This window comes from Bartonella sp. AP88XZML (assembly GCF_042195565.1).
Classification (GTDB): Bacteria; Pseudomonadota; Alphaproteobacteria; order Rhizobiales; family Rhizobiaceae; genus Bartonella.
Window position 1 is genome coordinate 138,491 of sequence record NZ_JBHIOQ010000040.1, and the last position, 21,643, is coordinate 160,133.

Consider the following 21,643-nt stretch of genomic DNA (forward strand, 5'->3'; position numbering starts at 1 on the left):
AAAACCACTTAATATATTAAGTTTTACGGAACTCGTATCACCATACCTTAAATGGTAATATCTTATGGCACAACAAGATAAAAGTATTTTTGAACCAGCAATCTTTTCTTTATGAAAAAAAATCAATAATAAAACGCTCATAAATAGTAGTAAGCGTTTCCACTGCATCAAGGGACACACACTCATCTACCATATGCATCGTTTGCCCTGGTAAGCCGAATTCAACCACTGGGCAATAATCCTTAATAAATCGCGCATCCGAACTACCACCTGAAGTGGAACATTCTGGTATATTCCCTGTTACACTTTTAATAGCATTGGATAAAGTTTGAATAAGTTTATCATTTTTGGTTAAAAAAACATCCCCTAAACTTGGAATCCATTCAAGCTGATAAGAGGGATATTGGTTACCATTGTTTTTTGATTGCACCAAAGCAAGACGCTTTTCAATTTCCTCCACCAGTGTTTCTTTTGTCCAAAGATCATTGTAGCGTATATTAAAACGAACTGTTGTCTGCGCTGGGATAATATTGACTGTTAAATTACCGGTATCGATGCTTGTTAGCTCTAGATTACTAGGTTGAAAATTCTCTGTCCCTTTATCTAAAGCAGTTTGTGTCAATGCTTGAATAAGCTTACTTGCCAAAGGCAAGGGATTAGCAGCCCGCTCTGGAAAAGCAACATGACCTTGGCGACCCTTCACGGTAATAATACCAGAAATCGATCCGCGGCGACCAATTTTGATAATATCACCAACAGTCTTTACGCTTGTTGGTTCCCCCACAAGAGCCGCAGTCCATTTTTCACCTTTTTTTTCTGCCCATTTGAGAAGTTTTACCGTACCATTAACAGCAGGCCCCTCTTCATCACCAGTAATTAAAAGGCTTACCCTTCCTTTAATGGGTCGTTTCTCAAAAACTCGCGCTAGAGCCGCAATAAAACAAGCGATTCCACCCTTCATATCAACAGCACCCCGCCCATATAATTTTCCTTGATCTATGACAGCTTCAAAAGGTGGATAAGTCCAATCTTCCAATGCACCTGGCGGTACGACATCCGTATGACCCGCAAACATAAGATGGGGTCCTTCACTTCCCATTTTTGCATAAAGATTTTCAACATTGTCTGTATTTTTATCCGTAAAAATAGGGCGCTCGACATGAAATCCCATTTTTTTCAAAAATTGTTCCAAAGTTGATAACGCCCCTGCTTCATGAGGTGTAACAGAAGGACAACGAATAAGTGCCTGTAATAGCTGAAGTGGATCTGTAAGAACAGACATAAAAAACCTTCCCATTTTTTATAAGTCATCGGAACTTAGGGTTATTACGCTGAATTACAAAAAAGATAAAGTAAAAACATTGAAGACACTCAGCAAACCAAGCAGGGGAGAACAATCGTGCTGAGAGCTTCAATGGCTTCCTCATTATACATGAGCAAGCACACACACAACAAAACACTCAACAAAAAGTTCCGTTAAATATTGCCTTCATTTGAAAGTTTTTTACGCCTCTAAATTATATGAATCAAAATTAATTGCATGCAGTCTAGGAGCATTTTCTTTCAACCAAGCACGATATGTTTTACTATCAGGACATAGCTCTTCACAAAGAGCCCAAAATCTTGGCCCATGATTCATTTCAACAAGATGAGCAACTTCATGGGCAACAACATATTCCACAACTTCTTTTGGCGCCATAATAAGGCGCCAAGAAAAAGAAAGACGCTTATCTATTGAACAAGAGCCCCAACGACTTCTCGTATCTTTATAACAAATGGATTTGACTTTACGCTCTACCTGATGAGCATAATGTGCCACCAAAGGCGTTATAATAAGCGCCGCTTGTTTTTTTAAAACGTCAGCAATGCGTCTTGGAAGATATTCTAATTGACCATAAACAATAATTTCAGGCCCTTGCTCCGCATCTGCTGTAATGATTTCTGTTACTCCACGTCCCTCTCTATGTTTTATGGTATGAGAAACACCCAATAAGGGAATTGTCGCCCCCTCTTTGAGATAAGCATTTTTATGAGAGATTTGTACATGAGCAAGACGTGCCTCAATCCAAGATCGATGCTTTTCAATAAAATTTTCAACCGCATAGAGATTTATTGCTGGTGGTGTTGTTACACAAATCTCCTGACTTCTGGCATCAATACGTAAGGTAAGACGGTGCGCATACTTATTTTCCCGCACCCGTACAGGTACAGAGCGCTCAGAAAAAATAAAATGCTGTTTAGAAATGCTCATATATTTTTATCTTCATCAATAAATGTACCCCTTACTTTGCATTAATCTGATTAATAAAAGATCTCAATACTGTTTCAAGGCAATCTAAATCTTGTGGACGAGAAAAGCGATGATCTGCATCACGAACAAGTGTCAATGTTACATCATGGAGAGGTAAATGATCAAGTAAAGTCAATGTATGCTGATAGGGAATATCTTCATCTTCCATCCCTTGTAGAATATGGACTGGACACCCAACATCAATGCATCCTTTCATAACACAATTTTCGCGCCCATCTTCAATCAATGTTTTTGTAAAGGGCATTGGCTCTGTATCATCAACTGCAGGTCGTTCAATATAGCCTTTCTCCTCCAAAATCTTCCATTCTTCTGGGCCTAATTTTGGTTCCACCAATGTTTGTGTAAAATCAGGTGCTGGAGCAATCAATACCATGCCAGCAAGCTTCTTATTTTTCTGTGCTAGCATCATAGCAAGCCTTAGCGCAATCCACCCACCCATAGAGGAACCAATCAAAATTTGTGGACCCTCACAATAGGTTTCAAAAGTCGCTAAACTTTCCTTAACCCAACGCGAAATTGTTCCTTGAAAAAAATCACCTTCAGATTCTCCATGTCCAGAATAATCAAAACGTAAACAAGACAAATCATTCTTCTGAGCAAACTGATCAACTAACGTTGCCTTACTTCCTAACATATCGGATTGATAGCCAGGAAGCCAAACCAAACCTGGAGATTGGCGCCCCTTGCGATAGCGTACTGCAAGTGCGGTGTTCTCAAATGAAAAAAACTGACAAGGAATATTTTGATCCATGATTCTTTATCCTCCATAAAATAATTTCTTTAAATTAAGAGAAAAACTTTTATAATCTAAATCATCCCAAAAAGTAATAAATCAAATAATGAAAATAACACGAATTATAGTTGTTTTTAGGTACATAATTGTATATTAAATTAACTGTAGTTGAATCAAAATTTAAGGAGCATAAACCATTCGTAAACCGTTTAAAATGACACCTACCCAAAAAGACGGACCACGTTCAAATCAGGATATTCGGGTACCTCATGTTCAGCTTATCAATGATGAGGGACAACATCAGGGAGTTGTTTCGATACAAGAAGCTCTTGCTATGGCTGCAGATGCGGGACTTGATTTGGTTGAAATTGTACCAAATGCGGAGCCACCTGTATGTAAAATCATCGATTTGGGAAAATTAAAATATCAAACCCAAAAAAAAGCTGCTGAAACACGTAAGAAGCAAAAAGTCATCGAAATCAAAGAGATTAAGATGCGCCCAAATGTTGATGTCCATGATTATGGAGTCAAACTCAAGGCTGTTCATCGCTTTATTGATCATGGTGATAAAGTAAAGATTACTTTGCGTTTTCGTGGTCGTGAGATGGCTCACCAAGATCTTGGATTAAAGCTTCTTCAGCGTGTGAAAGAAGATACAAGTGAAATTGCCAAAATCGAATTGGAGCCAAAGCTTGAAGGCCGGCAAATGATGATGGTGATAGCACCTAAATAGTTTTGCATTGGAATAATATTCGCATGCAATTCATCAAAATGATGTGTATAGTATTATTTAGAAGCACCACATAGAGTTTTTGTGGTGCTTTTAAGGTTTTATAAATGTGTATAAATCCTTTTAAGAGTTTAATAATGCTTGATCGATTTATAAGAAGAATTCATTATTTTGCATATTAAATGAGAAAACTCAAACATCGTAAGGTCTTCTTATTTCAAGCTCTCTGTATCATGCAATGCGGCAAAATTGTTTGCTTACACATCACAAATGGAGATGATACATAAAAATTATCAAAAAAGCAGAAATGTTTTTTGTGAACTATTTCAAGTGCCAAAGACTATCACAATATGGAAATTGGTAAATACAATAGTGAAACTTGCCGGTACCTTTTATTGAAAACTAAAAATAATGATGAACAACGAATTTTCGTTATACCTTTCACAGAAACTTTGCACTACATTCTTCACTCTCACCATCGTGAAATTGATGTGATGAACCTTGAAAGAAAAAGCTATTTTTGTAAAAAAGATTAAGGGGCTTCTTAATTAAGAGTGTTTCAATCTTGCATAAAATAATGAGAGAATATAGAAGCTCTTCATGGCTAAAAAACAAATTTCCTCTTTTGACAAACATCTTATTATCCGCCTTTTGCGAGAAAATTTTCGTAAACATATGCGTTGGTATAGTGCGGCTATCTTCTCAATGATCATCATTTCTTGTACCACAGCAACCAGTGCATGGATTATGCGGGATGTTGTTAATCAGATTATTGATGCACAAAATTTTCCTATGATTGTTTTGATTTCTAGCTTCATTGCTTTTATCTTTATTCTCAAAGGAGTTGCAACTTTTTTCCAAACTTACTTTCTAAACAAAGCAGGCAATAGTATCATTGCTGAACAACAGCGTAAAATTTTTGCACGACTTATGGAACAAGGAGTCTCTTTTTATCATAATAACACTTCATCTGATCTTCTTGTTCGTGTAACTCATAATGCGACAGCCGTACGTAATATAATTGATACTATTATCACAACTTTTGTACGTGATTTGCTTTCCGTTAGTGGTCTGTTGCTTGTCATGTTCATTCAAAACTTTGTGTTAATCTCCATTACTTTAATCGTAGGACCACTAGCTTTTTTAGGCGTTCGAATGGCTTTAAAACGCGTTCGCAGCTTGATGGAAAAAGAGCTCCTTTCACTTGGTGAAATTATCAAAATCGTACAGGAAACGGCTGTTGGTATTCGAATCATCAAGGCCTTTTCACTAGAAGAAGTCATGAAAAAACGGATGGACAAAGCCATTTGTGATGTTGAAAAACAAACAAACAGTATTGCAACACTCGAAGCTATTACCAATCCAATTATGGAAACACTCACGGGTGTTGCCATTGCAGGTATTATTTGTTTTTCCGGTTATCTTGCAACCCAACGCGCAGGTGTTCAAGGTGAATTTATGTCCTTTATTGTTGCTTTACTTTTAGCTTATGAACCCGCAAAAAGACTAGCAAATGTACGTGTTAAAATTGAATCTGGCTTGGTCAATATCCGTACGATGTTTGAAATACTCGATTGTCCCCTTACAGTTGTAGAACATAAAGAAGCTAAAGATCTGAATAAAACGCAAGGAACTATTCGTTTCGAACATGTTTCTTTTGCATACACTAATAACAAAATGATATTGAAAGACATCAACCTAGAAATAGAAGCCGGAAAAATGACAGCATTGGTGGGACCATCCGGTTCGGGAAAATCAACCCTTATCAACCTTATTATGCGCCTCTATGACCCCACAAAAGGACGCATATTGATTAATGATCAAGACATTCGCTACACAACATTTCGCTCTCTGAGAAACCTGATGGCCTATGTAGGACAGGATACTTTTCTCTTTCAAGGAACTGTTAAATATAATATCGGACTTGGAAAAGAAGGAGCTAGTGATGACGAAATTATCGAAGCAGCAAAAGCAGCAAATGCTCATGACTTTATTATGAGTTTGCCAAATGGTTATGATACACAGATAGGTGATAATGGCTGTAATCTTTCAGGAGGGCAAAAACAACGACTCGCTATCGCTAGAGCAATGATTCACGATAGTGAAATTCTGATTCTTGATGAAGCAACGAGTGCGCTCGATTCACACACCGAAGCACAAATTAATGAAGCTATTCATCACCTTACTAAAGGACGCACAACGATCATTATTGCTCATCGCCTTTCAACGATTGCTCGTGCTCATAAAATTGTGGTCATACAAAATGGACAACTAATTGAACAAGGTACTCAAAAAGAATTGCTAGCAAAAGAACATGGGTTTTATAAAAAACTTCATAATATCCAGTTCAAAAAACATACCTCCTAATTTCTAGATCCTTAAATAAAATTTGAAATAAAAAATGGATAGAAGGTAATGCTCCATTTATAAAAAAGACTTGTTACCAAGAAAAAGCATTACTTTAATCAAAGTTTGCGAAGAATTTATGGTTTATTGAAAATAAACTTCTTGGATTTAAATGAAAACTTTACTCGCTATTTTGTTGAATGCAATTGACTTTAACCATGAAATTTCAAAAACCCCTTCCCTTCCTCAAATAAGTGTTGAAACATTCATAAGTGTTGTGAATCCTGAAAGAGAGAGCATCAAGGTTTGAAAAAATTATCGCGGATGATAATGAATCTGGATCAATACAACCTTTATCCGTGTTTATCCCTGCACTGATAATTTTTTTCTCCACACAACTTTTAAAGGACAAAGACTCTACCCAATCTGATCTGTAAACAATCTAGATTTTTATTGAGCTCATTCCACTTGATAACAACTTATGTGATTCACTTATACAAGGCTTACCCTAAATATTCACCACGTGCTTTCAGAATACTGTGTCAAAAAGGCTTACATACCTTATATCACCACACCTCAAATGTCGGTCTTTTATGGTACAACAGAATAAGCTAACAATTATAAATTGTGTTGCAAATTATAGATACACTCCGTTTAAAAGAAAAACATTGAAAAAATAAGAGAGGTTTTATTATAAAACTTTTTTACTGTTGTAGCTTGCTTTAAAGCAAGCTTTGCTGTTTTTTCTACATTTAGAAACTAAAATGATATTCCTCCAATACTTTAACTGCTTGAAGAGTTTATAAATGCACAACGTTAGTGCTTATATAAGGCTATAATTTCAATATGCAAAAAAACAGATGAAAAGCAAAATGACATTCCTCTTTCTTTTAACCGCTAAAATAGAAAAATACGACATATAACTCTGATAAATATTTTTACAAAAATATCTTTTAATATACATTTTAATACTTTGATTTATAATCATAATTTGTTATTTTACATCTTAAACAAAAGATAAGATGTAATTTGCTTATTGCAAATTTTCTTTATATTTATGATGAATCAATCAAAAGCGCTTGTTGTACGTCATAAGAGATATTGGTATATGCATAAAAACTCTTAAGATAAGCAATAAAAATACCTCTACACTTTCAAGTGAAAAGATTGTCAGCAACATGAGAAGCTGAAAAATAGAATGATAATGCCGGCTTATAGCTTTAGTAAATACTTATACCTTTATTAATAACGGTAGTGTGGATTTTATACCATTCATAAGAGGTACTTTATACCATTTCACAAGCAATCTTATGAAATAGACTCAAGCGCACACTGAGAAATGTTGCTTTAAAACAAGTACATAAACTTGCAATACAATAATGTTATATTTTGGAGTATTCTGTTCGCGGAGCTATTCGTTATAAGAAAAGTGATCTCATTCAAGACACAATAAACAAAAATCTAAAATAATAGGTAATTTTTATTATTAAAAAATATTGCTTTAAATGCGTTTGACAATAAAATCGATGTCTTATGAATTCTCCGCTTAACGCTTTTGTTTATCACGTTCTTTAATGGAATCATGTCCTTCACATAAAAACAGAATGCCATTGTGTTGCAAATTCACGTGCTTGTTTTAAAGAAATCTCTCTCAAAGTCTTCCCCAAGCCCATTTCGCGATAACGTCCGTGAATTGTATAATGATAAATCCATTAAGCTGCCCTATCTTTACGCTTATGGAGTAACAAGCCGGCACCATTCACACTATTCTGCCAGTCCCTAATGTTGCGACAGCTCTTAGTTCTCGAGATGATTCATAAGAGGCATTTTTAGTCATTTCTTAATAGTTTTATCCACACAGAATTCTCCGCTTGTAGCATGCAAGCCGAATGGTTTTGATTGATTCAATACGAAAGAGATTAGTAATGAGAGAATCATATAATATTCAAAGTTCTAATTCAAGTTGAATAACAATAAATTATCTTTATAAATCAATATATTGCACACACTCCATTCTTTAGGCAACAGCACGATATGGGCTTGAAAACAAGGTAAGGTATTTCTCTAAAATAAATATATAGCAGCAAAATAACATACTATCTTTCGTGAAGATTTTTTCCCTTTAGAGAATAGCATAAACAAAAAATCGAATATTTCAGATATATCTCTTCACGCCTCAACAAAAAGCTTCTTCTTTTATAGGATTTCTAGTCTATCTCTTCTTCCTCAGATTTAGAAATGAGAGACAAAAAACGAAGAAATTGTTTTTTTAAATTCAATCTTTAATAATCTCTTTCATAAAAGAGACCTATACTAGAATTTTGTTCATTTCCTATGGCACCTTTAGCTTTGAGATGACGCGAAATATCTAAATTAATTGTCCCTTTCGTCGTTCCATCAGACCCTGCTTCAAAGCCCAAATAAATATTATTGTGTATGTAGCGTCCAATACGTAAGCCTGTATTCCCCTTCTCATTAACGATAACATCAAGATCATCAAGTCCAATTTTAGTTCGTAAAGTATTCAACAAAGATGTATTAGAACTACCTGCAAGATCAGCCGCTGCTGCTGCAAGTTGAGCAATCTGAAATGGTGATAATTCATTAAGAGAGCGATTAAAAATCAAACGCGCCAAAATCTCATCCTGAGGCAAATTTGGTTGTGATGAAAAATTAATATCAAGATTATCAACCGTCCCACTTACAGTTACAGTGACGCGAATATCACCACTGTTATTGTTGGTTACAAAATAAACCGTAGGATTAAGATTACCACTAAAACTCGCTTGTCCTTGATCAAAATTAAGACGTTGCGACAGGATATCAAAACGTCCACGAATCATTCTAAATTCACCAACTGGATGCACATCATTCAATGGACCTGCTAGATTAATGCGTCCTCCCAGTTCAGCATCTAAGCCTTTTCCGCGTACAAAAAATTGATTGCGTGCTGTAATACGCATATTTGATAGCACGACAGATGAAGATTCTTGTGTAACTATACGGCTTTTGCTTTTGTTCGTGTTCTTAACATCAGCACGTTCAAGTGTTGTTTGAATCGATTTAGTTAAATTCTTATTTCTAACATCAAGAAACTTGGCACTTTTAAAATGATCAGGAACAAAAACTTCAGCTTTTTCAACGATGATATCACCACCAAGAACAAGACTATTTAAAAAATGACCTGTCATTGTCATCTCACCTGATAATGTTGCCAGAATCATAGAACCATCATTATAATTGGCATTATCAAGATGAAATATCAAATCTGTCTCTAGACCATTAGAGATACGACCTGAAGCAGAAATTCCTCCCCCCTCAAACGAAGAAGCTGAAGCTTTTTCTATAAGGATATGATCACCTTTCAATTTGCCTTCAATCGTTATATCATTCAATCCTACATTTGTTTGTGAATCAAAAAAGCTACCGTCGCCTATAGAAATATTTCCTATCAATTGTGGCTTTGATAATGACCCATTAAGAGCTGTATCAATTCTTGCTGTACCCGTTATATGTGCACCACGCTTAGCTAATAAGAGATTAACAAAATCAAGAGGCATTATCCCTTTAACGTTTAATTTTGCCTCTGAACCATTAAGAGATAAAGGCCCATGGATGGAAAGATCTAATCCTTTATCTCCAGTAGCTATCATATTTTCAATATGAAATGTCGATTTTTTATAAGAACCACGAGCATTTATATTGATTGACATCGGTCCTTTATGCGTCATAGCGGTTAAATTTTGACTAGAAAGCTCAAAATGAGCAGATGGATCCTTCATTGTTCCATCAATATCAACTTTACCTATTACTGTCCCATCAAGCGCTTGTCCTGCAATAAAACCATTCGCCAAACGTGCAGATAAATTTTGCAAATTAATATGAAGATCAAGCGCATTTTTCTCTAGAGATACACGCCCCTGAGCTTGTGCTTGTATTCCTTCTCCTGTTAAATTTGCATTCAAAGTAAGATTTTGATCTACAGTGTTTCCCGTAGCAGAAAAAGAAAAAGGCATAATTTTTTTATCTTGAAAAGCAACGGTTGTCAGTCCCTCACCTTTTATATCGTAAGTTATATCAGGTTTTTTTAAATGACCACGAATCATAACCTGCCCTGTTACACTCCCTGCTGCTCCAAGATCGGATTTCCACAAATTGACTAAAGTAGCAGGAAGGGCATTCATTGTAAGTTGTAAATTCAGGGTATCTTGAATATTTCCTGCTAAGATGATGTTGCCCCCATTTATTGCAATTCCTAATTCATTGATTGTCATTCCATCTTTATCAAAAGAAATTATAGATGGCTTCGGCAATGTTGCATGAAAAGTGTGTTGTTTTAAGTCCACAGCTTCAATTTGCACTTCTCGTTTTATACTTTCTGGAAGTTCCTCAACCATTAAACGACCAGAAAGCCGTGCATTGAGAGTATCATGCAACATCGCTTGGACAGTAAAAACCGTTTGTCCATTATTCCTATCGGCGTGAGCATTTAAACGATTGACCATTACCAAAGGTGTTTGAATATGTTCTGCATTGATAACTCCTTCAAACTGAGTCATGCCAAAAGGGTCGAATATGTCAGCATCTATTGCCAATTTTTTTATTTTATTCTTGGAAAAATTCAAATGGTTAACATGCGCCTTCACATTGGTTTTTTGTCTGCCATTTTGTTCATCAAAAATAAAATCTCCTTTTACTTTTCCACTACCATCCTGCAAAAATAACGCTGAAAGTACGGAAATATCATCGGCATCAATATGCAGCGCTCCTTTCAAAAAACCGCCAAGTTGTTGAGAAAGATCACCCGTTATTTTTGCACTTCCCCCTCTAATATCGATATTTTCAAGTTTTCGAATTTTATGAGAATCTTTAAAAGAGGCCGATAAATGCAAAGGTTTCTTAGCAAAAATTCCTTCACCTTTTATCCCCCCCGTTAAAGCAGTAACTGGTGCTGTATTATCTACAAGTACATCTATGTTAAATGTTGTGTTTTGAAGTTTCTTCCCTACGATTAATGCTTCAGCAATATGGGCACGTGTATTTAGTTTTATATGGCTATTGCGCCCTCTCGCCGTACTTTCAATCGTAAGCGCACCGCTTATCTTTGGATCTAATTTGGACAAATCAGATATTTCAGCAGATAGATCCATTTTAGCGCTTTCATCTGAAAAATAACCATTAGCCTTTATGTTTGTATATTGATTTTTCAAATTAAAATGACGAAAAATGAAACCCTTCGTATTTCGAGTAGCACCACCTGAAAGAGTGATGTTTCCTTTGAATAAACGATCAAAAGACTGCACGCCTATTTTCATATCGTCAGCCATTCCTGATAATTGGAGATCAAAAATGCCACTCAATAAATTGATCGTTCCTTTGGCTTTAATATCTGCACTACCAGAAAGTGATTGTTTACTGAACACTTCCAAAGGAGTTAATGTTTGAGCTTTTAAACCGAGATCGCCTTTAAAAACAAAATTCTCCATTGTCCCTTTTAACCAAGAAGAAAAACTCTGAGCCGTAACACTCAGATCATGAATCAAAATTGGTTTGTTCGAAACAATATCCGTATCTAAATGCACATGAACCGCTTGGCTTAAATTTTCTACTAACGCTCCCTTAATCTTTTTAACCCCTTGAAGCGTCCCTTTAACCTGAACACCAACATGACGAGAAGCTGCATTATCAAGATTTTCGCTTACTCCTCCCATATCAAAAATTGCATCGCGAATATAAATATTTTTATTGCTTAAATGATTTACAACCAACCGCCCATTCCAAGATTGTTGACCTTCGCGACCATAGTCAATGTTCAAAGCAAGAGTATTCGCAGGTTTTGGCACTTCTGATATAGGTAAATGAACAGACTCCTTTTCGTTATCAAGAGCCATTTTGCCATCAACAAAAAGCCGTCGCAAGAATCCATCGGCGGTTATTTCAGCATTGGCTATAACATTCATTGCTTTGTTCTGAATAACCATCTGATCAAGGTGTGTCACACCTTCTTTTGTTCTTCTTGCCTTTGCTTTTAATGTTATATCAGATTCGAAGAGACTACGATATTGAACAGGTATTAAAGGGCTCAGTGTTCCCTCTAATTTCGTAGAAAAACTCTGTCCTTCTGGAACACTTGCAAGAATAACATTACCATCTAAAATAGAATGATGATCGGACTCTAAAGAAAGTTTGATAACCAAATCATCAAAAGTACCATCACCTTTCACGACGAGACTTAATGCTGGACGTTGTTCAATGTTAAAAATATTCGCCAAAATACCATTTTGTGGTTCGTTAGCAGAAATATCAATTTGAGCTGTACGATTACTATCAGATATCTTGGTGAGAACAGAAAAAGAACCCGGTGCATCTAAACGATGCGCCGCTATATCGACATCAAAATTACCACCAGCCAAGGTGAAATTGCCTTTTAAGGACATATCAGCAGAAAAACCAAAAAGATTCTGTTCAAATGTCACATGTTGAGCTGTAAGCGTATTGATAGAAAGAGCAAGCGGCAATTTTGGTAAAGAGAACTTACCCGTCTCAAGGGAAGAAACAAAAGAAGAATTGCCTTGCGGTTTGCGTAAAAATGTAACCTGTTCTGCCGAAAGCTGGTTAATATCCATCCGCCCTCTCAGCAACGCTAGACGATTCCAATCCATTTTAGCATTGGTAATTTTAAGCCAAATCCCTTTTTTATCACTGACAGTAATAGTATCAATTGATGTTTGAGAAGACAGTGTCCCTTGCATATTGTGTAAACGAACTTGACGATTAGGTGTTGAAAGCTTTCGTTCAATTAAAGAAACAAACCATGAGCGATCATCTGTTTTCATTTCGCTAGAGGGAAGAATGTCTCCTCTTTGCGCAAAAACAAAACCACCCACCCAAAAAAACAAAAATACAAAGAAGAAAGCTGATAAACGTACACCTTTTTTCATTAAAATGCTTGCCCTATACCTACATAAAAACCAATGCGAGGGTCACCCTTCTCTCTCTTTAAAGGAAAGGCTAAATCAACGCGTAAAGGACCAAGACCCGTCATATAACGACCTCCTATACCGGCTCCCCATTTAATTTTTTGAGAAAAATCAAAATTCGCCTTTTCCCCTACTAAACCTCCATCAAGAAAACTGACAAACCCTATTTTATCATTTAAAGAAACACGCAATTCTGCTGACCCCTCAATAAGCGCCCGTCCACCAACAACCCCATCATTTTCTGTTTTGATACCAATATTACGGTAAGCATAACCACGAACAGAGCCCCCACCACCAGCAAAAAAAAGCGTATTTGCGGGTACTTGTGCTGTATCATTCCCAAGAATTGTACCAAGCTTTGCCCGCGCAGCAACAACAAAACGATCCCCTTCATCCAACGCCCAATAAGAACGACCTTCTGCTGTTACTTTTGCAACAAAGTTGCTAAAACGCATCTCATAAAAAGGCTCAATGAAAACTTCACCATATAAACCTTTTGTTGCATTAAACTTATTATTACGACTATCGTAAATCAAACCGCTAGGGAAACCGATTGTTGTAAAATTACGGCTCCCAAAATAGATATCGCGTGAATAACCATTTGAAACTTCTACAGCAGCCTGTCCCGATAGATTACCATTAAAAATATGCGTAATACCTAATTTTCCTTTGATGGCTTTTGTCGTATAATTTTCTAAAACATCTTGTTGTATTTTTAATTCTGACCTGAAATCTGTATCTGGCGTGAGTACACCGGGCTTTATAAATGTGCCACCGAAAAGATAATCAAAATTTTTAAAATTATATGATTGCTTTTTATTGCTACCAACACCACTTATTTTTGTTTCAATTTTAAGAGTCTCTGCATGACCAAAAAGATTGTTATGCATCCAATAAGTCTCAAAACCAGCACCGTCTAAAGTTGAATAGCTACCGCCTACACCAAAACGACGCGGTTTACGTTCTTGTACAACAAGTGCAAGCGGTAAACTACCATCTAGATTAATAGTATCAGCCTCACGTATATTGATAGCACGAAAAACACCAAGGCGCGCAAGACGTTCATTTGCCTTAGCTAACGCATCAGAATCGTATATCTGCCCTGGTTTCAATCCGGTCATCCACGCGATATAAGCTGAATCTACACGTGGTTTCTTACTTATATTACGCACACTTAAAGGACCATAATAAGCCTTTTGTCCAGGAGCAACAACAATCCGTCCTTCAACACGCAACGCAGCATGGTCAGCCACGACCTCACTCTTCATAATTTTAGCTTTAGCATAACCTTGTTGCCGCCATCCTTCTATCGCCCATTTTTCTGCTTTCAAAATGGTTTCAGATTTAGCAATAGCCCCAACTTTATAGCCCAATTCTTCAATTGTGGGCATTTTATGCGCTTTACGTTTTTCAAACGGAGCTACTTTATCAATATTTGCAATACTAAAAACATATTGTGGACCAGCATTAATTGTAATAACAATATTAGACCGTGCTGGAAGTTGAGTTACCGGACTTAAATCAGCGACTTCTAAGCCATTAATTTTAATACTAATAACACCACCATAGCGTCCATCAGCATAAAGAGCAGAAAGAATTGCTCGATAATCTGAACGCGCCTTGGCGAGCAAACCAGAAGAACTGGCGGATGCTTTCTCTTTATCAGCAACAAGAGAAGAAACAGATTTAACTATTTTTATACCTTCTAATGGTGCACCTGGCGGTGCAACAACATCAACTTTATAAAATTTCTCTGTACTTTTGGCATAATGTGAAGAAGAATTTGTTTTCTTTTGACCAAAAAGAGGGATGCCGAAAAAATCAAATGCAGCAAGTGGCTGTGGAAAAGAAAAAGCAAAACACAAGCCTATAAATACACAGCGCACAGTCCCTGATTTTAACAAAATTCTTGTCTGGTATACCATAAAATCAGATACCTTATAATACACTTTGCATCTACTACGCTTTAAATAATATAAAAATAAGAAAGGTAAATATAATTACTTTGCACATTTTACACGTTTTATCACATCAAATAACACTCTGCGATACATAACGTTATCCTCCCCTTATATTTTCATAAAATTCTGCACTGTTGTATAACACGAACAGCCTCATTCTTTTTTTCTTAACATATTTATTTAGCTTATTATAAATGTTTTATTGCGTCCCATATCATCATGGTTAAATTTGTACAAATGACTTTCCATGGGAATGCTAAAAAACTGCCCACGTATATAGTTCTCTCTATAAAAAAAGCTATAGAGATGCTTCTTGATTTTTATAAATAGATATGATTGTCTCTACCAAGTCTAAAGGGGAAAATAAATAAATGATCGCACGTATTACAACTGTTGCTTTTCGCGGTCTAGAAGCAGTCCCTGTCGATGTACAGGTTATGATTTCGTCTGGTAAAATAGGAATGGCTATTGTTGGATTAGCTGATAAGGCAGTTGCAGAAAGCCGTGAACGTGTACAAGCAGCCCTCCACGCTTGTGGACTTTCTATGCCTACTAAACGAATTACGATTAATCTTGCACCAGCTGATTTGCCTAAAGAGGGATCGCATTATGATTTGCCAATCGCTGTAGGCTTAATGCTTGCTATGGGAATCCTCCCTCCCGAAGTAGCTCAAGACTATATCATTTTAGGAGAATTATCACTGGATGGTTCACTTACCGCTGTTAATGGTGTTTTACCAGCTGCCATGACAGCTTTATCACTCGATAAAGGACTGATTTGTCCCTTCCAATGTGGACCTGAAGCAGCATGGGCAAATGCAGAAATAAATATTCTTGCCCCAGAGACTCTGCTCACTATAGTCAACCATTTCAAAGGAACCCAAATTCAAAAACGTCCACAACCGCGCCAATATACTATCGAAACTGGACTTCCAGATCTTTGCGAAATCAAAGGACAAAAAACAGCCAAACGTGCCTTAGAAGTTTGTGCTGCTGGACGCCATAACCTTTTGTTTGTAGGTCCCCCTGGTGCTGGAAAATCTATGCTAGCGCAACGCTTACCTTCCATTTTGCCACCTCTTGATAGCCGTGAGCTTTTAGATGTCTCTCTGATTGCTTCTATTACAGGAGAAACGGTTCATAATACCATTTCACTTCATTGCCCCTTTCGTTCCCCACATCATTCTGCTTCCATGGCCGCAATGATTGGTGGAGGGCTTAAAGGACGACCAGGAGAGGTCTCCCTTGCTCATAATGGTGTGTTATTCCTTGATGAATTGCCTGAATTTTCTCCACAGGTTCTTGATTCTCTTCGTCAACCTTTAGAAAGTGGGGTGTCAGTTATCGCCCGCGCTAATCACCATATTAGCTATCCTGCTCGCTTCCAACTTATTGCCGCAATGAATCCTTGCCGTTGTGGTATGGCAGGCGAAAAAGACCATGTTTGCCCTAAAGGGATACGCTGTCAAATCGATTATCAGTCCCGTATTTCTGGTCCTCTGCTTGACCGAATTGATTTACGGATTGATGTCCCTGCTTTGACGGCTATGGACCTTATGCAACCAGAACAATCAGAAAAAAGCTGTGACGTTGCCAAACGCGTCGCACGGTGCCGTACCATTCAAGCTAAACGTTTTTCAACAATGGGGTTTGATCATATTCGTACCAATGGCGATTGCCCTGCCAAAATTATAGAACAGATTGCCATTCCTGATAAAAGTGCGACCATACTCTTACGAGATGTGAGTGAAAAAATGCACCTCTCTGCACGCGCTTATCATCGCATTCTCAAAGTTGCACGCACAATTGCTGATCTTGACGGATCAGATACTCTTTCACGCTATCATCTCGCAGAAGCTATTTCCTATCGACTAGGCGCAGAAAGATTAACAGCCCTTAATTAAAAAACTACTCATCAATAAAAACTTATTGGAAAATAACGCAAATAAAGTTCTGTAAGTTTACCATCCTCTTCTAGAGATTTCAGCGCATAATTGAGTATATCAACCAATTTTTCATTCTTTTTTGCAACAGCAAGCTGCATTCCTTGCCCCAATAACTGTGGCGCCATATATGCCCCCCCAACAAAATGGCAGCAATCAACAGATTTTTGTTTTTTGAACCATAATGATAAAGCAAATCCATCATCAAAAATAAGGTCAATTTTACGCTCTTGTAATGCTTTATAGAGCTCTTCTCTCTTTTTAAACCCTTGCCATTTGGCTTTAGGAAAATAATGTTGAAAGAGTTTTTCGTGAACACTTTTAGACAAAACACCACTGGTTAAATGTATCAATTGATCGCTTATTGGCTCATCGAGATTTAAACGTCGAGAAGCAACAAATCGCGCTGGAAAGCGCAAATATGACTTTGTAAAAACAAGATCTTGCTGGGTTTTACTTGTTTCTTTTAAACCCGCAATAATGACTTCTGCACCACCATTTTTAACATGTTCTACAAGCTCTTTCCAAGGAATCACTTCTATTTCACAAAGCTTCTCTAATTTTAATTTTGAGCAAATAGCGCGCAATAAATCGATATTATAACCTGCAAGATACCCCGATTGATCAATAAAATTAAAAGGAGGAAAATCAAAACTTGTTACAAAACGCAAACGAAAGATATCCGTTGTATCAGGTTGTACCAAATGTTCATGCGAATCAAAAAAAGAAGGCAGCCTTTCAGCTTCTGCGTAAGAGGAAAATAGAACCCCCCCTGCTACAAATAAAATACGAATAAAAATATTGTATGGATTATTGAATAAAAAGTACTGTAAACGCAATTGAAGATGTTTCACATATATAGATTTTTTTATTTTCAAAATCTCTCCCCCATTTTTCAAAACTAAGATGCAACACTTCTTAACTATTATCTAACGCACTTCACCAAAATATCTGGCGTTTAATAAATAAAATTCTTGCTATTTTTGAAACCATTGAAAATGCTTAGATTTCTGATGTTAATTTTCCAAAATGAATATATAAAAAGTAATTTTAGAGAAAAGCGATTTAATTTTTTAATATAAGAAATAAGCTGTATATACTTTAGTGGTACACTTTATTTTATCAAAATATCCCGCGTACCTTAAAATATTAAGACCATTTCCTTGCGTATCACAACCTGGGAAGTATATAGATACTATTGAAGAAAAGAGTAAAAACACCCCTCAAATGCCGAGGGTTTTCTCAACATTAAGGTTGCACCAACATTTAAGAGCTGAAAAATAAAATGATGATTCTGATTTGCACTTTATTGTCACGATGGGAAAGATGGGGGACATAAATCTTGTAGTATTCACAGGGTATTTTGCGTTATACTATTCAAACATCGTTGTAAAATGAGTTTGGGAACATTGAGAGATGCTCCTTAAAAAAGCGCGTGAATAAACAGTACAATGGCGTTTTGTTTTTAATGAGCGATGCAACCTCACGAGAATGCAAGAAACAAAAGCGTAAGATAATGCGTCATTACCCTCATTATTCAAAAACATCACCGTAAGACGTTTTTTTTAAATTGTAAAGTTGAATATAAAGATGATCGTGGAAACATGTTTTTACATTTACGCATTTATATTTTCCTCAAATAAAGCTTTTTTCACATTTTAAAGATGACACAAACCAATATACATAATATTTTCGCCTCAATCTAACATACAAAAGTTTGAACTGCTTAGAGAGCTCGCAACCTTTGTTTTAAATATATGGTAGAATTAGGATTGAAAAATTGATTTATGGATAAAACAAGTGAGACCTTTATTAGTGTAACACAAAATGCATAACTAATTCTGAAACAGAACGTATATGCAAAAATAAACAAAGTAAATAGCATCGTTTATGAAACAGCTTTTTGTATAAGTCATAAGTGTTTATTCGCCTTATATCACCGCCCTAGTGTTTTACAGCATAACAGTACACTATCATTTTATCATTCTCTCCATTATATATCGACAGATATTGAATCTAGATCTGATATACGGTAAATATTTAATGTGGTTATTCCATAAATAACTGATCAGAACATTGAGCTTTAAAAAAAGCGGATAAAATATTGTAAATTGAACACAGGAATGGACTAACTTATGAGTGATGAAATAACCTCACCAGCACAAAGCAATAACTATGATGCCGCTTCTATCAAAGTTCTCAAAGGTCTTGATGCTGTACGCAAACGTCCTGGTATGTATATCGGTGATACTGATGATGGATCGGGGTTACATCATATGGTCTATGAAGTTGTAGACAATGCTATCGATGAAGCTTTAGCCGGTCATGCAACTCTTGTAAACGTCACACTCCATGCTGATGGTTCTTGTTCTGTTCGTGATAATGGACGTGGAATTCCGACAGATATCCATCCAACAGAAGGTATTTCTGCAGCTGAAGTTATTATGACACAGCTTCATGCCGGCGGAAAGTTTGATCAAAACTCTTATAAAGTTTCAGGCGGATTACACGGTGTTGGCGTCTCTGTTGTGAATGCATTATCCGTTTGGCTTAAATTGCAAATCAAACGCAATGGTAAAATTCATGAAATATCATTTACCCACGGGGTAGCTGATGCTCCATTAAAAGTTGTTGGCGATTGCGATCAAGAAAGTGGAACAGAAATTAGATTTTTACCAAGCTCTGAAACCTTTACTATGGTTGAGTTTGATTTTGAAATTTTGGAGCGCCGCTTACGGGAATTAGCCTTTCTAAATTCTGGGGTTTATATTCTTCTTGTTGACGAGCGTCATGCTGATATTAAATCCGTTGAATTGCATTATGAAGGTGGATTAATAGAGTTTGTGAAATATATTGACCAATCAAAAAAAGCTCTGCTTGATACTCCTATTTATATTGCAAGTGAAAAGGATGGTATGAGCGTTGATGTTGCCCTGTGGTGGAATGATTCCTATCATGAGAAGGTCTTGTGTTTTACCAATAATATCCCTCAGCGTGACGGTGGAACGCATTTGATAGGTTTTAGAAGTGCCCTTACACGCCAAATTAATGGCTATGCTGAATCTTCAGGTATTGCTAAAAAAGAAAAAGTGAACTTAACCGGTGATGACTGCCGTGAAGGATTAACAGCTATTCTTTCTGTCAAAGTTCCTGATCCAAAATTTTCTTCACAAACAAAGGATAAGTTAGTCTCTTCTGAAGTGCGCCCTATTGTTGAAAGTTTGGTCAATGAAGGTCTTTCAATATGGCTGGAAGAACATCCTCATGAAGCAAAACTTCTCATTAGTAAAGTGGTAGAAGCTGCAACAGCACGTGAAGCAGCACGCAAAGCACGTGAACTCACAAGACGAAAAGGGGCGCTTGATATCACTTCTCTACCAGGAAAGCTTGCCGATTGCCAAGAACGAGATCCCGCAAAATCAGAAATCTTTATTGTCGAGGGGGATTCGGCTGGCGGTTCAGCAAAAAGTGGGCGCTCACGTCAAAATCAAGCAATTTTACCCCTTCGTGGAAAAATCCTCAATGTTGAACGAGCACGTTTCGACCGCATGCTCTCATCTGATATGATTGGAACACTTATTACAGCTCTTGGAACGTCTATCGGTAAAGATGAATTTTCACCGGATAAATTACGTTATCATAAGATTATTATCATGACAGATGCGGACGTTGATGGAGCCCATATTCGTACTCTGCTGCTCACTTTCTTTTTTAGACAAATGCCCGAGTTGATTGAACGTGGACATCTTTATATTGCTCAGCCTCCTCTTTATAAAGTGTCGCGTGGAAAATCTTCCCAATATATTAAAAATGAAGCAGCGTTTGAAGAATTCTTGATCGATACTGGATTAGAAGAAACAACGCTTGAGCTTTCAACGGGAGAAGTTCGTGCAGGGGCTGATTTGTATCAACTCGCTAAAGATGCTCGTATATTACGTCAACTTTTAAATGGTCTTCATACCCGTTATGACCGTAATATTGTTGAACAAGCAGCAATTGCTGGCGCTTTTAATCTTGAAGTCTTTGCAACACAAGAAAAAGCGCAAAAAATAGCAGATACTACAGCACACCGCCTTAATCTGATTGCTGATGATATGGAACAAGGTTGGAGTGGACAATATACAGCAGATGGAAGTTTATGTTTTGAGCGTATTTTGCGTGGTGTTAAAGATGTTGTTACGCTTGATGTGGGACTTATAAATTCAACTGACGCACGCCAAATTGATCGCATTTCCCAAAATTTTATCGACATATATCATCCTCCTGTTCTTTTACGTCGCAAAGATAAAACAGAGCGTATTTTTGGTCCTATGAGCCTTTTAGAGAGCATTTTTACAAACGGTAAAAAAGGTGTTACTCTTCAACGTTATAAAGGTCTTGGGGAAATGAATGCTGAACAACTTTGGGAAACAACGCTTGATCCCAATGCACGTTCTCTTTTACAAGTAAAAATTAATGATGCAACCGATGCAGATTCACTCTTTTCTCGTCTCATGGGTGATGAAGTTGAACCTAGACGTATTTTTATTCAAGACAATGCCTTAAGCGTTGCCAATCTTGATATCTAAAGGTACTCTTCTGTTTTTGGCTGTGTAAACGTCGTAGTTTTATACGTTGTTTTTTCGTAGTTGAACATTCC

10 protein-coding genes and 1 pseudogene are annotated in these 21,643 nt (G+C 36.8%); 4 read left to right on the forward strand and 7 right to left on the reverse strand.

The features are described from left to right. Nucleotides 1-109 precede the first annotated feature (109 nt). The 3 genes from dapE to ACFIK2_RS04785 all read right to left on the reverse strand — a co-directional run bounded on the left by dapE (nucleotide 110) and on the right by ACFIK2_RS04785 (nucleotide 3,062). Nucleotides 110-1,282 (reverse strand): succinyl-diaminopimelate desuccinylase, encoded by a 1,173-nt coding sequence (dapE, locus tag ACFIK2_RS04775; RefSeq protein ID WP_375676935.1) that lies wholly within the window; start codon nucleotides 1,280-1,282, stop codon nucleotides 110-112. A 222-nt stretch (nucleotides 1,283-1,504) separates the two neighbouring features. Continuing rightward, a complete protein-coding gene (locus tag ACFIK2_RS04780; RefSeq protein WP_375676936.1) occupies nucleotides 1,505-2,251 on the reverse strand; it encodes a M48 family metallopeptidase in 747 nt (248 codons plus the stop codon). Between the two features lie 31 nt (nucleotides 2,252-2,282). Next, entirely contained in the window at nucleotides 2,283-3,062 is a 780-nt protein-coding gene (locus ACFIK2_RS04785) for an alpha/beta hydrolase (RefSeq protein ID WP_375633669.1), read from the reverse strand. Between the two features lie 196 nt (nucleotides 3,063-3,258). Here ACFIK2_RS04785 and infC point away from each other — a divergent pair, with 196 nt between their 5' ends. Both infC and ACFIK2_RS04795 read left to right on the forward strand, forming a co-directional pair. Continuing rightward, nucleotides 3,259-3,777 carry a translation initiation factor IF-3 gene (infC, locus tag ACFIK2_RS04790; RefSeq protein ID WP_375617486.1) on the forward strand — a complete coding sequence of 173 codons (519 nt, stop codon included), beginning with the start codon at nucleotides 3,259-3,261 and terminating at the stop codon, nucleotides 3,775-3,777. Between the two features lie 597 nt (nucleotides 3,778-4,374). Then, on the forward strand, nucleotides 4,375-6,141 hold the full coding sequence (locus ACFIK2_RS04795) for an ABC transporter ATP-binding protein (protein ID WP_375620868.1): 1,767 nt from the start codon (nucleotides 4,375-4,377) through the stop codon (nucleotides 6,139-6,141). Nucleotides 6,142-7,669: 1,528 nt separating this feature from the next. Here the strand turns inward: ACFIK2_RS04795 and ACFIK2_RS04800 are convergent. The 3 genes and pseudogenes from ACFIK2_RS04800 to ACFIK2_RS04810 all read right to left on the reverse strand — a co-directional run. Continuing rightward, nucleotides 7,670-7,947: pseudogene (locus tag ACFIK2_RS04800) on the reverse strand (Arm DNA-binding domain-containing protein); the annotation flags it as partial. A 455-nt stretch (nucleotides 7,948-8,402) separates the two neighbouring features. Continuing rightward, on the reverse strand, nucleotides 8,403-13,061 hold the full coding sequence (locus ACFIK2_RS04805; protein WP_375633988.1) for a translocation/assembly module TamB domain-containing protein: 4,659 nt from the start codon (nucleotides 13,059-13,061) through the stop codon (nucleotides 8,403-8,405). Further along, nucleotides 13,061-15,025 carry an autotransporter assembly complex family protein gene (locus ACFIK2_RS04810; RefSeq protein WP_375633986.1) on the reverse strand — a complete coding sequence of 655 codons (1,965 nt, stop codon included), beginning with the start codon at nucleotides 15,023-15,025 and terminating at the stop codon, nucleotides 13,061-13,063. The genes ACFIK2_RS04805 and ACFIK2_RS04810 overlap by 1 nt, the downstream gene beginning before the upstream one ends. A 407-nt stretch (nucleotides 15,026-15,432) precedes the next feature. On the opposite strand from ACFIK2_RS04810, the gene ACFIK2_RS04815 reads away from it, so the two are divergent. Beyond that, on the forward strand, nucleotides 15,433-16,965 hold the full coding sequence (locus tag ACFIK2_RS04815; RefSeq protein WP_375617482.1) for a YifB family Mg chelatase-like AAA ATPase: 1,533 nt from the start codon (nucleotides 15,433-15,435) through the stop codon (nucleotides 16,963-16,965). An 11-nt stretch (nucleotides 16,966-16,976) separates the two neighbouring features. On the opposite strand, the gene ACFIK2_RS04820 is transcribed toward ACFIK2_RS04815, so the two are convergent. Next, on the reverse strand, nucleotides 16,977-17,882 hold the full coding sequence (locus tag ACFIK2_RS04820) for a transporter substrate-binding domain-containing protein (protein ID WP_375617481.1): 906 nt from the start codon (nucleotides 17,880-17,882) through the stop codon (nucleotides 16,977-16,979). A 1,257-nt stretch (nucleotides 17,883-19,139) separates the two neighbouring features. Between ACFIK2_RS04820 and gyrB the strand changes: the two genes are divergently transcribed. Beyond that, nucleotides 19,140-21,572 carry a DNA topoisomerase (ATP-hydrolyzing) subunit B gene (gene gyrB, locus ACFIK2_RS04825; RefSeq protein ID WP_375617480.1) on the forward strand — a complete coding sequence of 811 codons (2,433 nt, stop codon included), beginning with the start codon at nucleotides 19,140-19,142 and terminating at the stop codon, nucleotides 21,570-21,572. Nucleotides 21,573-21,643: the final 71 nt, after the last annotated feature.

What these genes read in the sequence shown, in the direction of transcription:
- dapE (WP_375676935.1), bottom strand. Translation starts at nt 1,282, where the DNA reads ATGTCTGTTCTTACAGATCCACTTCAGCTATTACAGGCACTTATTCGT.
- ACFIK2_RS04780 (WP_375676936.1), bottom strand. Translation starts at nt 2,251, where the DNA reads ATGAGCATTTCTAAACAGCATTTTATTTTTTCTGAGCGCTCTGTACCT.
- ACFIK2_RS04785 (WP_375633669.1), bottom strand. Translation starts at nt 3,062, where the DNA reads ATGGATCAAAATATTCCTTGTCAGTTTTTTTCATTTGAGAACACCGCA.
- infC (WP_375617486.1), top strand. Translation starts at nt 3,259, where the DNA reads ATGACACCTACCCAAAAAGACGGACCACGTTCAAATCAGGATATTCGG.
- ACFIK2_RS04795 (WP_375620868.1), top strand. Translation starts at nt 4,375, where the DNA reads ATGGCTAAAAAACAAATTTCCTCTTTTGACAAACATCTTATTATCCGC.
- ACFIK2_RS04805 (WP_375633988.1), bottom strand. Translation starts at nt 13,061, where the DNA reads ATGAAAAAAGGTGTACGTTTATCAGCTTTCTTCTTTGTATTTTTGTTT.
- ACFIK2_RS04810 (WP_375633986.1), bottom strand. Translation starts at nt 15,025, where the DNA reads ATGGTATACCAGACAAGAATTTTGTTAAAATCAGGGACTGTGCGCTGT.
- ACFIK2_RS04815 (WP_375617482.1), top strand. Translation starts at nt 15,433, where the DNA reads ATGATCGCACGTATTACAACTGTTGCTTTTCGCGGTCTAGAAGCAGTC.
- gyrB (WP_375617480.1), top strand. Translation starts at nt 19,140, where the DNA reads ATGAGTGATGAAATAACCTCACCAGCACAAAGCAATAACTATGATGCC.